At 63.0% G+C, this 16,123-nt stretch carries 1 protein-coding gene; it reads left to right on the forward strand.

Annotated elements, in window-relative coordinates:
- The first annotated feature begins 226 nt into the window (after positions 1-226).
- Positions 227-16,120 carry a DUF5801 repeats-in-toxin domain-containing protein gene (locus FJ972_RS24730; protein WP_226880407.1) on the forward strand — a complete coding sequence of 5,298 codons (15,894 nt, stop codon included), beginning with the start codon at positions 227-229 and terminating at the stop codon, positions 16,118-16,120.
- Positions 16,121-16,123: the final 3 nt, after the last annotated feature.

Here is a 16,123-nt window from a genome sequence, read left to right on the forward strand (position 1 = left end):
GTAAAATTTTATTTGAATTTATACTTCTATTTACCATACAACAGGGGGCGAAGCCTCATCCGCACCGGCACATATCGACTTATATAACAGAATATATGCTCCCAGTTTACCACGCGTAAAAAATGCCATTGTAGGCATATAATGGTATATAAAGTAGATTGACGGACGGTTGCAAAGTAATGGTTGCCGCTGTCTCTTTCGGGGAAATGCCGGAGGGGTACAAGCAATGACCATCAATAACGAATTGGACGCCGTTTCGGGTTCGTGGGACGAGCATTCCATGGCCAGTGAACGTCACGACCAGACCTCGCCGGCAGAGTTCCAGGTCGCACAGGCGGCTTCGACGCAACAGGCCGCGCCGGCAGCGGCCGAACCAGTGCCGGTCGATGTGGGCAGTGGCGCGCCGGCGGAAGCACCCGCGGAGGCGAAGGCCCAGGCGGCAGCCGCGCCGCACGAATACGTCGCCGACGCCGGCAACGTCGTGAAGCTTCCGGCGAACGTCTCGATCGACAACATCAAGGTCGACGGCCACAATCTCGTGCTCGAACAGGCCGACGGCTCGGTTATCGTGATCAAGGACGGCGCGCTCAACGTGCCGACCTTCGTCCTTGGCGATGTCGAGGTGCCGCGCGTCGCCTTGATCGCCGCGCTCGAGGCGAGCCATGTGGATGTCGCCTTCGGCGCCGATGGTTCGATGTCGGCTGGCCCTGGAGGTTCGACCTCGAGCGCCGGTGGAAATTTTGAAATTCCTCCTGGCGGCATCGGCGATGGATTTGATCTTTCGGCGCTCTTGCCGCCGACCGATCTGCAGTTCGGGCAGGCCGAGAGGCGGGAACTGTTCCTTCCCAATGCGAACCCGGAATTTGGCGATCTCACCGTCCGCGTGTCGGAAGAAGGGCTTTCCGGCGCAAACCCGGACGGCGATCCCGGCTCACCCTTCGACGAATCGAATCTTTCGGTGATCAACGGCAGCTTCGGCGCTACGGATCCCAATGGCGATCCGCTGACCTACGGCCTCGGAGTGCCTGCCACGACACTTACCTCGCACGGCACCGACGTCGTGTGGGAACTGGTCGATTCGACGCATCTCGTCGGCAGGGTCGGATCGGACGTTGTGATCAGCGTCACCATCACGGATGCGAGCACGGGAACCTTCCAGATCGCCCTGCTCGGTCCCCTCGACCACCCGCTGGCCGGCTTCGAGGATGACCTCTCCATCGTCGTCCCGGTTACCGTGCAGGACCCGTTCGGCGGCTCGGCAACGGCCAACATGACCGTGATCGTCGAGGACGACAGCCCTGCCCTGACGGTGGGCAACACGGCAGCCAGTTCCGCGGTGCTCGATGAAAGCAACGCTGGTTCGCCGGCTGGCTTTCCGATCGATGTGACGAGCGCCAACCCGATTATTTCCGTTGCATCCAATTTCGGTGCCGACGGCGCCGCCGCCGGCGGCGGCATCGCCTATGCGCTGGGCCTGACCGGCAATGTCGCATCGCTCGATTCGGGCCTGAAGACGGCCATTGGCGATTTTGCGATCACGCTGCAGCAGACCAATGCGACGACGGTCACCGGCACTTATCAGAACGGCGGCACCCACACCGCCTTTACCATCGTCATCAACGGCAATGGCACGCTTAAGGTCACCCAATACGCTCCGCTGGAGCACACTGTCGATGGATCGAGCGCTGCTGCCCATGACGACGTGCTGACTCTCTCGGGCAAGATCACAGCCTCGGTGACCGTCACCGACTTCGATGGCGACAGCGCATTCGGCGGTGCCCAGATCGGCGGCGCGATCCAGTTCCACGACGATGGACCTTTGGTGACAGTCGTCGCCGACGCCGGCGCCGTGGTCTCACTCGACGAAACGCAGGCCTTGAGCATGGCGGCTGCGATCAACACAGGAACCATCGTCAAGGGCGATGATCCCGATATCGGCGGTACCGGGGCGATCACCTCCGGCACCAGCAACGGCGCCCTGGTCAATGTGACGGCGCTGTTCGGCGGCGACGGCCCGGCGGCAAGCACCGCCACCGTCTATCAGCTGAGCGTCACGAACGCCGTTTCCGGCCTGACCGTCACCGACGGCTCAACGATCACCTTGCAGACGCTTGCGAACGGAGTGGTTGTCGGAGTCGTGCAGGGCGGCGCGTTCAAGGGCGAGGCCGCGTTCGCGCTGTCGATCGATCCGGCCACCGGCAAGGTGACCGTCGAGCAATATCTGTCGCTCCACCATTCCGACACCGGTAATCCCGACGACACGGTTGCACTCACCGCCGGCTCGCTGGCCGTGAAGGTCACGATCACGGATAGCGATGGCGACTCCGCCAGCGCCAGCGCCGACGTCTCGGGCCAGATCAGTTTCGACGATGACGGGCCGAAGGTGACGGCTGTCGCCGCCACCGGCGTTACGGTAGCGCTTGACGAGACGGCGACCACGAGCACCCCGGCTGGGATCGACACTGGTACGGTCACCAAGGGCGAGGATCCCGATGTCGGCGGCACCGGCGCGATCGCGCACGGCACCAGCGACAGTGCCTTCGTCAACATCACGGCGCTGTTCGGCGCCGACGGTCCGGCCGTTTCGGGCAGCACCGTCTATGCGCTAAGCGTCACCAATGCGGTCTCCGGCCTTGCCGTCACCGACGGCTCGCTGATCACCTTGCAGACGCTGGCCAACGGCGTCGTCGTCGGCGTCGTCCAGGGCGGAACGTTCAATGGCGATGCGGCGTTCGCGCTGTCGATCGATCCGGCCACCGGCAAGGTGACCGTCGAGCAATATCTGTCGCTTCATCATTCGAACGCCTCCAATCCGGACGACACGGTGGTGCTGGGCTCGCATTCGGTCGCAGTGAGCGTGACCGTCACGGATGGCGACGGCGACACCGCCAGCGCCAGCGCCGATGTCTCGGGCCAGATCAGCTTCGACGACGATGGTCCGAGCCTGACCATCTCGCAGCCGAACGGTGCCTTGAACGGCCTGTTCCTGGACGGCTTCGTCCCCAATGGCGACGCCTGGGGTGCGGGCAGCGGCACCACGACCGGTCCCGCCGGCGCCTGGACCGTCACGGCCTCGCCTTACGAGGGCGCCAGCAGCATCGAATTGCAGAAGGTCGGTGACGGCTATCGCGGTGCAGACAGCCCGACCAACAGCGTTATGGTCGACCTCGAGGCCAGCCCCGGCAACATCCAGATCTCGCAGACGCTGCATGGCCTCAGCGCCGGCGAATACCGCATCTCCTTCGAGATCGGCGCCGCCAACGACACCAGCCTCCTACACAGCGCCAAGCTCGAAGTGCTGTGGAACGGCGTCTCGGTCGGAACCTACAATCCCACGTCGGGCGTCATGCAGACCATCGCCATCGACGTCACGGCGACGGCCGGCGACAACTCACTGACGTTCCGTGAAATCGGCGAACAGGGCGACAACACCGGCACCTTCCTTGCCAACATCAAGGTCGGCGACATCATCGTTATCGACGAGACCGCAGGTGTCGATGCCGATTCCGACGACACCACCGATCCTGCCGTGGCGGCCCTGTTTGCCGGCGTCAATGCCGGGACCGATCCCGACATGCCGCTGCACCAATATGCGCAAGGCAGCGGCGGCGTCGTGAACGCCACGGCGCTGTTCGGCGCCGACGGACCGGCAGCGAAAGCTTCGCTCGTCTATGCGCTCACCCTTGCCAGCAATACGGGCGTGGATTCCGGCCTGAAGACCACCGATGGCCACGCAATCTCGCTGTTCAACGACGGCAACGGCCACATCATCGGCGTCTATGACGCCAACAACAACGGCGTTACCGCCACCGACAAGGTCGCCTTCGCCCTGCATGTCGATGCCGCCACCGGCCAGGTCGCGGTTGCGCAATACGTCTCGCTCCAGCATCCCGACACCAGCAGCAACGACGAGGGCATCGCGCTCGGCGCCGGCTCGGTCTCGGTCACCGTCACGGCGACCGATGGCGACGGCGACCACGTCACACAAAGCGCCGACATCTCCCAGACCATCGTCTTCGAGGATGACGGGCCGAAGGTCCTGAGCGGCCATGCCGCGCCGGTGACGATCGACGAGGACGACATTGCCAGCCTGCTGTCGCAGGGAACCTCGCCCTATGACGGGTCCGGCGACGGTTCGGGCACGGAGTTCCCGCTGGGTGCGGCGATCGCATCCGGCTCGCTGAACGGGCTTGTCGACTTCGGCGCCGACGGCCCGGCCGCCGGCGGCGGTTTCGGCTTCACCGGCACGGCGGCCGCAGACCTGACGGCCATCGGGCTGTCGTCGAAGGGCGTCGAGCTGAGCTGGGCGATCCAGGGCAACACGCTGGTCGGCTTTGTCGACAGCAACCATAACGGCGCTTACAACGGGCTTAGCGACCGCACCGTGATGACGGTGACGCTGAACGCCTCGAGCGGCGCCTTCGTGGTGCGCCAGTTCGACCAGCTCGACCATGTCGCACCGGCGGCCGGAACATCGGACCAGAACACCACGCTGCAGACGCATCTGGGCGGCGGCAGCGTGGCCGGCATCGACCTCGGCTCGGTGTTCCAGGCCAAGGACGGCGACGGCGATACGGTCACGCTGACCGGCAAGGCGACGGTCACCGTGGTCGACGACGTGCCGCAGGTGTTCATCACCGCGACCGGCGTGTCGGTCGTGCATGACGAGACGGCGGGCAACCAGAACGACGACACCAGCAGCGCCTCGGTCGCGCACCAGTTCGATTCGCTTGGACTGGGCCCGGCAAGCCTGGGCTATGCGCATGGCAACCTGCCGGTGGTGCTGTTCGGCTCGCTGCCCGGCACGGACGAGCCGCGCGCGGCCGTGCTCAGCCTTTCGGTTGCAGAGCCAGGCACCGATTCGGGCCTGAAGACGACCGACGGGCACGAGATCTCGCTGTTCAAGCAAGGCAATCTGATCGTCGGCCGCGTCGACAACGCGAACGGTACGGCCAATCCCGGCGGCGCCATTGCCTTCGCGGTCTCGGTCGACCAGACCGGCCATATCTCGACGGCACAATATCTGTCGCTGCAGCATCCGCTGGCCGGCAACGGTTCGGCCGGCTCTTATGACGAGCCGGTCAACCTGTCCGGCAAGATCAATGCGGTGGTCACCGTCACCGACTTCGACGGCGACACAGTCAGCCAGTCGCTCGCCATCGGCGCCAAGATCGTCTTCGACGACGACGGGCCGAAGGTGACGGCTGTCGCCGCCACCGGCGTTACGGTAGCGCTTGACGAGACGGCGACCACGAGCACCCCGGCTGGGATCGACACTGGTACGGTCACCAAGGGCGAGGATCCCGATGTCGGCGGCACCGGCGCGATCGCGCACGGCACCAGCGACAGTGCCTTCGTCAACATCACGGCGCTGTTCGGCGCCGACGGTCCGGCCGTTTCGGGCAGCACCGTCTATGCGCTAAGCGTCACCAATGCGGTCTCCGGCCTTGCCGTCACCGACGGCTCGCTGATCACCTTGCAGACGCTGGCCAACGGCGTCGTCGTCGGCGTCGTCCAGGGCGGCATGTTCAGTGGCGATGCGGCGTTCGCGCTGTCGATCGATCCGGCCACCGGCAAGGTGACCGTCGAGCAATATCTGTCGCTTCATCATTCGGACGCCTCCAATCCGGACGACACGGTGGTGCTGGACCTGCATTCGGTCGCGGTGAGCGTGACCGTCACGGATGGCGACGGCGACACCGCCAGCGCCAGCGCCGATGTCTCGGGCCAGATCAGCTTCGACGACGATGGTCCGAGCCTGACCATCTCGCAGCCGAACGGTGCCTTGAACGGCCTGTTCCTGGACGGCTTCGTCCCCAATGGCGACGCCTGGGGTGCGGGCAGCGGCACCACGACCGGTCCCGCCGGCGCCTGGACCGTCACGGCCTCGCCTTACGAGGGCGCCAGCAGCATCGAATTGCAGAAGGTCGGTGACGGCTATCGCGGTGCAGACAGCCCGACCAACAGCGTTATGGTCGACCTCGAGGCCAGCCCCGGCAACATCCAGATCTCGCAGACCATGCTGCTCAGCGCCGGCGAATACCGCATCTCCTTCGAGATCGGCGCCGCCAACGACACCAGCCTCCCACACAGCGCCAAGCTCGAAGTGCTGTGGAACGGCGTCTCGGTCGGAACCTATGATCCCACGTCGGGCGTCATGCAGACCATCGCCATCGACGTCACGGCGACGGCCGGCGACAACTCACTGACGTTCCGTGAAATCGGCGAAAAGGGCGACAATACCGGCACCTTCCTTGCCAACATCAAGGTCGGCGACATCATCGTTATCGACGAGACCGCAGGTGTCGATGCCGATTCCGACGACACCACCGATCCTGCCGTGGCGGCCCTGTTTGCCGGCGTCAATGCCGGGACCGATCCCGACATGCCGCTGCACCAATATGCGCAAGGCAGCGGCGGCGTCGTGAACGCCACGGCGCTGTTCGGCGCCGACGGACCGGCAGCGAAAGCTTCGCTCGTCTATGCGCTCACCCTTGCCAGCAATACGGGCGTGGATTCCGGCCTGAAGACCACCGATGGCCACGCAATCTCGCTGTTCAACGACGGCAACGGCCACATCATCGGCGTCTATGACGCCAACAACAACGGCGTTACCGCCACCGACAAGGTCGCCTTCGCCCTGCATGTCGATGCCGCCACCGGCCAGGTCGCGGTTGCGCAATACGTCTCGCTCCAGCATCCCGACACCAGCAGCAACGACGAGGGCATCGCGCTCGGCGCCGGCTCGGTCTCGGTCACCGTCACGGCGACCGATGGCGACGGCGACCACGTCACACAAAGCGCCGACATCTCCCAGACCATCGTCTTCGAGGATGACGGGCCGAAGGCCGTCGGAACCGCCTCGATCACGGCGAATGTCGACGAAGACGGGCTTGCCGGACACAACCCAGATGCCGGCAGGCCGGGTGAGACGGGAGCGATCGGCCTTTCCGCGACCGTCACGGGCGCTGCCGGCGCGCTGACCGCGCTCGTCGACTTCGGCGCCGACGGCCCGGGCGCCCAGGCGTTTCATCTTGCCTCGACGGCCGTGCCGGCGGATTCCGGCCTTACGTCGCAGGGCGCGCATGTGCTCATCGTATCCGATGGGAGCACCTTGCATGGTTATGCCGAGGCAGGAAACGGCGCCGGATTCTCGGACGGCGACCGCGAGGTCTTCCGGCTGACCGTGAGTGCCGACGGCTCCTACGTCTTCACGCTCAAGGATCAGATCGATCATCCCACGCTGGACGGCCAGGCCGGAGACAATGGCGAAAACCAGCTGACGAGCCCGATCGATCTTTCCTCGTATATCGTCGCGACCGACGGTGACGGCGACTCCATCTCCCTTGGCGCCGGGACCTTCCTGATCCAGGTCCTCGACGACATTCCGGTGCAGACCAGCGCCACCGTCTCCGGCAATGTCGGCGAGGACGCGCTTTTGCTGGCGAACTCGAATGGTCATTCCGTCGGCAATCCCGACGGAGATGGCCTCGGCACGGTCGCGACCGGTTCGCTGAGCTCGCTGGTCTCCGCCGGGGCGGACGAACCCGGTTCCTTCTCGCTGATCCAGAACCCCGCTGGCTTGCCGGCGGCGACATCGAAGGGCGAGGCGATCGTCTACCACGTCGACGGCACGGTGCTGACCGGCTATGTCGAGAGCGGAACACCCGGCCTCGATGCGGGCGACCGCAAAGTCTTCACCCTCGATGTCCAGCCGAACGGCACCTACACCTTCACCTTGCTGGACCAGATCGACCACCTGCCGAACTCCCCCGCCAACGATGACAACCAGAAGCTGGTGCTCGACTTCACACATGCGCTCCAGTTCACCGACGCCGACGGCGACACGATCGCGATCACCGGCGAGACGACGACCACGACAGCCACAACAGGCATGAGCCTGCATTCCGGCCATTACGGCACCTATACCGTGGGCGGCGTTACGTTCGACGGACTAACGTTCAATGGAGCCTTGGCTCACGATTTCAACAATGGCGCCGGGAGCGATTCCTTCAACGTTTCGGGTCAGGGCGTCGGCATCGGCGACAATCATATCCATGACAATGAGGGCTTCATCTTCTCGCGGCCCGGCACCGACGCGGTGAGCTTCACCATCAACGGCAACGGTTCGGGCACAATTTCCTGGGAAGCCTACAATGGCGCCGGCGTGCCGGTTTCCGGGAGCTCCGGTTTCCAGATAGGAACGATGACTGTGCCGGCCAACGGCTCAGTCGTCACGATCGACCCGGCGGGCACGTTCGACCATCTGGTGATCCGCTTCGATCTCGACAGCGGCGACAAGATCCGCGCCGAAAATTTCCTCTATACGTCGACCACCACCACCAGCGGCGGCGTCTTCACCATTGGCATCGAGGACGACATTCCGGTAGCGCTGAACGGCAGCGCCAATCTTCCGACCGTCTACGAAGACACGCTGACCGGCCTGTCGAGCGGAAATTCGGAAGGCGGCAGCCAGCCAACCTCGGTTACGTTTGGGGCATCGGCCTTCGTCCCACTGCTTTCGATCGGCGCTGATGACGACGCGACTTTCTCCTTCAACGTCGAAAAGAATGGAACTCAGGCGGGCGTGTCGTCGGGGGGATCGGCGGTTCATTTCGTTGTGGGTGTCGATGCCGTCGATGGTGTCGCGGCGGACGGTCGCACCGTATTCACGATTGCGGACAACAACAACGGCACCTTTACGCTGACGCTGCTCGATCACCTCGACCATAGCCTCAATTCCGGCGACAGCGGGACGATGGCGATCGACATCGGCTCGCTCTTCAAGGCGACCGACTTCGACGGCGACAGCGTCAACCTGGCCGGCACGTTGAACATTGTGGTCGAAAATGACAGGCCAGTGATCGCTGCGGCGGAGGCCACCGTGGCGGAAAGCACCGCAGCGGGTTCCACAAACGCATTCAACGCGGCCTCCGCGACCGGCTCGCTGGGAATCTCGTGGGGAGCCGACGACGCCAATCCCAACAGCGGCATTCACGACCGCTCGGTTACCTTCAATCCGGCGTTGGCCGGCGTCCAGGCTGGCCTGACGTCCAATGGCGATGCCATCACCTACACTCTGTCCAGCAACGACACCGTGCTGACGGCGACCGCCACGCACAACTCGGTCATCCGCACCATCTTCACCGTGTCGATCAACGATCAGACTAACGGCAACTATTCGTTCAACCTGCAAGACAATATCGACCATCCGGCTGGAGCCGACCACAACGACAAGGCCCTGTCCTTCGACTTCACCGCGACGGATTCGGATGGCGACAGCACGTCGTCCACCTTCACCGTGCATGTCACCGACGACATTCCGGTCGTCACCAGCCCCGCGGGTACGGGCAATGTGTCGGAGAGCCTGCTGCCCCTGGTACAGCCGACATCCGGCGATCTCAACATCGACTGGAATGCGGACGACAAGGGATCGAGCCACCTCGAATTCGCGCGCGGTCCCGGCAACACTCTCATGGCGCCCGAAGAGCTGACCTCGGGCGGCGTTTCGCTGGACTACACAGTCCGTCTTGCCGCCAACGGCGTCGATGAGGAACTCGTCGCCTTCAAGCAAGGCGACACCGTATCCAATCCCGTCTTCATGGTGACCCTGAACGGCGTGGGCACGCCGACCTTTGTCTTCACCCTCTGGCAGCCGCTTGACCACGACCACACCGGCGGCAGCGACGCCTCGCTGCCGCTCGGCTTCACCATCAAGGCCGTCGACGGCGACGGCGACTCCGTCACCCAGAGCTTTACGGTCAATGTCGCGGACGACGTGCCGGCGGCAGCGATGAATGCACAGGTCCAGCTCGATGACGACGCGCTGGGCGGCAATCCCGATGGCACCGGCGATGTCGATCCCGACACCGCCCACACATCCGGTACGCTCGGTCACACCTACGGCGCCGACGGCGCCGGTACGACGCTGCTCACCGGCGCAACGCTGCCGGTTGCGGGCGGGTTCTCGGTGACCTCGAACTCGGGAACCGACCTGATCATCAGCCAGATGCAGAACAACGTCGTCGTCGATGTGCTGAAGGTGCATCTGGCCGACACCACATCCGGCGCCTACACGGTCACGCAGCTTCATGCGATCGAGCACCCTGCCGGCGACGACGAGAACAATCTGCAGTTCGGGGTCAACTACACCGTCACGGACGGCGACCACGACACGGCCACCGGCACGCTGTCGATCGATGTCGACGACGACACGCCGACGGCGAGTGTGAGTGCCTCGCAAAACGTCGCCGAGGGCACAACGGTCACCGGCGTGCTGGACTTCGTCGCCGGCGCCGATGGTGCCACGGTGACGCAGATCAACGGCAAGACCCTGGTGTTCGGCGCCGATGGCTACTCGCAGCCAATCGTCTTCGAGCACGGCACGATGGCGGTCATGGCGAATGGCAGCTACACATTCACCGCGCAAGGCGACGACGTCTATCTTACCGGAGGCACCGCAACCGGCACCTTCACCGTAAAGGATGGCGACGGCGACACGTCGACCGCCAACTTCGGCTTTGCGATAAACGACACCACCAACGACACGACGGTCAACCTTAGCGCCTCGACGGTGTCGGAAGGAGCGGTGGCCAACTACGTCTTCACGGCAACACTGTCGAACGCCTCCCAGGGCGTGACCACGATCACAACCGACCAGGGCGACATCACGATCGCGAACGGCCAGACCACCGGCACGCTGACGATTGCCTCGGGCAATGACGAGGACGTCTATCTCGACGCGTCGAGCCGGACCGCGACCATCATCAACACCAGCGGTGGCAATTTCGAGCATCTCGTGGTCGGCGCCGCAACGGCGACGGCGCAGGTCACCGACACCACAAACACGGTGACGGCGACGCTCACGTCCTCAACAATCCCAGTGTCGGAAAATGGCGGCTCGATCCTCTACACGGTGACGCTGACCGGCACTCCTGGTTCGGTCGCACCGACCGCGCCACTGACCTTCACGCTGGCCAATGGCGAGACGGTGACGATCGCCGCCGGTGCGACGTCCGGATCCGTAAGCCACACCTACACGGATGCCGAGATCACCAACCAGGCGAATATTTCCAATTCGATTGCGTCGGTGCAGTCGGGGGGCAGCGAATATGAGCATCTGGTCACGGCGGGCTCGACCACCGTTGACGTCAACTACTTGACAACGCTCACTGGTCTGACGCTGCAAGCTTCCGGCGGCGACACATTCGTGGACGAAAAAGGCCTGGATATCCGTAGCGGCGAACCTGCGGGATCTGGCGAAAACGACAACAATCCGGCTACCAATGTCGATCCGTCGGAAAGCAACACCGGCGCCTTCGGTTTCACATCGCCCGACGGCCTGGTCACGCTGACGATCGGGACCACAGCGCTGAGCTTGGCGGAGTTACAGGCCGCCTCGCCCGGAGCGCCGGTGACCATCTTGGGCGGCCCGGCCTACGGATTGCTCCAGGTGACAAGCTTTGTCGGAGACGCGACCGGCGGCACGGTGACCTACAAGTTCACCTTGCTCGACAATGTCACTCATCCGAATACAACGGCGGATGCGACGCCCGGTGACCGTGGCCTCGAGGATCAGGTGTTTGCGAACTACGGTGTTGTCGTTACAGACACCGACGGCAGCAGCACCACCTCTTCGCTGGACATCGCGATACGCGATGATGGCCCAACGGCCCACAATGACACCGATTCCTTCGGCACTGGCATCATAGGCAGCTCGATCCTCGGCAATGTGACAGACGGCGCCGGCACCAACGAAGGTCTGCACGGCACCGGTATCGACACCCTGGGTGCCGACGGCGCCAAGATCAGCGGCGTTACGGGCGCTGGCGGATCGGACACCGATGTGGCTGGCGGCGGCTTCGTCGTCAGCGGCCAGTTCGGCACGCTGGCTCTGCAGGAGAACGGCAGCTACGTCTATACCCGTGTCTCCGGCCTGGCCGGCAGCGACGTGTTCACCTACACGCTGAAGGACGGCGACGGCGACAGCTCGACCGCGACGCTGACCGTCGGGCTCGACAGCACCGGTCAGCCGACCGCCACCTCGTCGAGCATCGTGGTCGACGAGGACGATCTTGCAGCGGGCGTCCACAACACCAACAGCCCGGGCGACGATACGACTTCGAACCCTGCGAACATGTCGCTTGGCAGCTATGGGCCAGACGGGCATGGCTCGCTCAGCTTCGACGTTGCCAATGGCGACACCGTCATGGACGGCGCTTTCACAGTGAAGCATGACGGCGTCGCGCTCCACTATTACTACGACACGGCCTCACACACCTTGTACGGCACGACCGACACGTCCGGCGCGACGGCCGCAGCCAACCACGCCGCCTTCAAGATTGAGGTTAACCAGACAGCGGCGACCTATAACTTCACGCTGCTGCAGGAGGTCGATCACCCGCAAGGCGGCGGCGAGAACGACATCAATCTTTCGCTTGGGTACACCATCACCGACTCCAACGGCGACCACGCCAACGGCACGGTCGGCATCAAGATCGACGACGATATGCCGGTGGCGAGGCCGGACACCGTGCAAGTAGACGAAGGCAGCAAGCCGACGCTCAATGCGATCCTCGTGCTCGATCTTTCGCTCAGCATGAACAGCGATCCGGATGGCGCGGGCGGTTTCACTACCCGGCTTGCACTCATGCAGGCAGCGGTCCAGAATTTCCTGAGCAGTTCGACAGTGATCTTCAACCAGATCACAATCTATTCTTTCGGAGTAGGAGCCGAGCTCGTCGGCCAGTACACGATCGGTGAAAGCAACTACATCCAGAGTGCCATCAACACTGTAAACGGGTTCAATTCGAATAGTCTCTCGGCTGGCACGCAATATGACTCCGCCGCCAACCTGATCGACGGCAGAAGCAGTAGTGCCGATCGCTACGCGAATTTGCCGCATCCCACGGCCGACGCCACCAACATCTACTTCCTGAGCGACGGCGACCCGCAATCGGGAGCGAGCCTGGATGCGATCGAGCAGAGCAGCTGGAGTAATTTCCTCGCCAGCAGCCAAGTGAACCAGGTCTTCGCGCTTGGCTTCAGCGATATCGCCAATACAAATTTCCTGGCGCAGATCGCCTCGCGCCCAGGCGATATTGCCGAAGCGGTGACGGATCCGACCGAGCTCTCATCGACGCTGGCGGGTGCGCTGCCATCGTCCGCCTCGGGCAGCATTCTTGCCGATCATGGCCTTGGCGTCGATGCGTTTGGCGCTGACGGCGGCCACATCCAGTCGATTGCGATCGACGGTACGACCTATACGTTCAATGGAACGAACGCCATCAGCCTTTCCGGCGCATTACCCGGCGCGCATCTGCTTGCGAACGACGGCAAGTCGATCGAGGTGAGCACGAGCGCCGGCGGCAAGCTGACATTCTATTTCGCCGACGAGGGTATCCATCATGCGGGCGACTACGACTACACCGCACCGGTGAACGTCAATGCGGACAAGATCGAGACATTCCACTATGTCCTGGTGGATGGCGACGGCGACACGGCCGGAGCGGATCTGCAGGTAACGGTTCTGGATATCCCGAACGCCGCACCCGTCATCACCGCACCCAATGGCGGCAGTGATTTCACCATCAGCGTGCCGGAAAACACGACTGCGGTGACTGACATCAACGCGACCGACGCCAATGGCGACGCGCTGACCTATTCGATCGTAAATACTCCAGGTACTGACTCCAGCAAGTTTACGATCAATCCGACGACAGGCGTTCTGGCCTTTGTCTCCGCGCCGAACTTCGAGGCACCGACCGATGTTGGCACCAACAATTCCTACATCGTCAACGTCCAGGTCTCGGACGGCCATGGCGGCACTGACACGCAGCAGATCACGGTGAATGTGACTAATGCCAACGACGCGCCAACCGGCGTTGCCGACAATTTCTATACCAACACGTCCAATTCGGGCCAAGGCACCACAATCACATTACAGAATGCATGGTTGGTGCGAAATGACATGGACCCGGAAGGCAACGCGCTCAATGTCGGCGCCGGGTCGAACGGAACGGACGTCGACAAAGTTTCCGTTGGTATTTCGACGACCAGCATCAGGGTTGATATTGCTAAGGGAGATACCGGTAACTTCACCTACACTGTGACCGACGGATCGCTGTCGTCCGCGAGCACGACTGTAACCGTGTATAGGGGAGATGACGACGCGACAATAACCGGAGGCAGCGGCAACGACATTCTCCTTGCGGTCGGCGCCGCAACGCTGAGTGGCGGAGCCGGAAGCGACATCGTGGTGGGAGGTAGCGGCAACGACACCATCATTGCCGACCAGAACGACTATGTCATCGACGGTGGCAGCGGTACGGACATGCTGCAGGTAAACGGCAACTTCACCTCCGTAAGCGACGCGCAAATCGCCAACGTAGAGAATGTGACGCTAACGGCGGCGGCCATCCTCAATCTGTCCAGCCAGACGGAAGGCTTCGTCATAACGGGTTCATCCGGCGCCGACTCGATTACTGGCGGCGCGGGCAATGACACCATTGTCGGCGCTCAGAACGACACGCTGCTTGCGGGTGGCAGCGGTACGGACACGCTGCAGATCGGCGCGGATTTCAATGATACTGGCAACGGCCAAATCACGGGCATCGAAAATGTCACGCTAACGGCAGCCGTAACATTGAACCTCGGAGATCAAACGGAAGGGTTCAAGATCACGGCCTTTTCGGGCGGCAACACCATCACTGCGGGAACGGGCGGCGATAGCGTAACGATCAATGCCGGTACCAGCGCGACTTCATGGAACATCGACCTAGGGAACGACTCAGCAACGGACAAGGTTGTCTTCAACCATGCGTCGATTAGCGCCAGCCAAGATACACTCGCGACCGTTTCCAACTTCGATGTTGCCGACGACAAGTTAGCGGTGGTGCTAGGCGCTGCGAACATAGCTGATGGCACGTTCCAGACAATCACCGCTGCCAATACCAATGTTTCGGCGGGCGCTGAGGTGATTGAATTGGTCAACAATTCGTGGACCGGGCCGCTTGCCAATGACGGTGACAACTCCACCATCGAGGGGTTCATTCAGGCGGCGATCCAGAATTTCCCTGCGACAGGCAGTTACACTTTCATCGTTTACTCGGGTACGTCGGTAACAGCGAATGCGGGCATCTATTCGGTGAACATCACTGACAGTACAAACCCAAATCAAAGCGGCATGACCGTCGAACACATCATGACGCTAAACGGCGTCGGGTTCGGGAACCTGACTGCCGCCAATTTCACGAGCGCCACCGACCCCATCATCCTCGACCTGAACCACAACGGCTTCGCCTTCTCGGACCTCAGCCACGGCGTCCAGTTCGACATCAATGGCGACGGGGCGAAGGACCAGCTTGCCTGGAACACCTCGAATGACGGCATGCTGGCGGTCGATCTCAACCATGACGGCAAGATCGACGACGGCACCGAGCTGTTCACGCCGAGCTTCGGCGGCGGCAAGTTCGCCAGCGGGGCGGCGGCACTGGCCTCGCTCGACGGCAATCATGACGGCGTCATCGATCACAATGACGCGGCCTTCAGCAGCCTGCTGATCTGGAAGGACGCCAATACCAACGGCGCCAGCGATGCCGGGGAATTGTCGCACCTCGCGGATAACGGTATCGTCTCCATCAGCACGGCGGCCAGTCCGGCCGTGGGCGAAATCGACGGGCAGACCGTGACAGGCAACGGCACGTTCCAGATGGCCGACGGCACCACCGGCAACTATGTCGAGGTCGAACTCGACACCTCGCTCGGTGCCCCCGCACAGCCGACCGTCGCCTCCGACGGCACGAAGACCTTCGCCATCGGCTCTCTCGAGGTGACCGACCTGATCGCCGACTTCCATGACGGGGCCAAGGGCGACCAGATCGATCTTACGGCACTGCTGAAGGGCCTGGCCGGCGTCACCGATCTCGAGGCCGGCGGCTTCGTGGAGATCGCGCAGTCCTCGGCCAACGCGGCGAACGCCGAGGTCAAGGTCGACACCAATGGCGGCGGCGACAACTATCACACGGTGGCGGTGCTGGAGAACTATACGTTCCACAGTGCGGCCGAAGCAGTCAAAATACTCTATGACGACAGCCATGGTACCAAGCAGGACGTGGCCTAAGGG

Source organism: Mesorhizobium sp. B2-1-1, from assembly GCF_006442975.2.
Classification (GTDB): Bacteria; Pseudomonadota; Alphaproteobacteria; order Rhizobiales; family Rhizobiaceae; genus Mesorhizobium.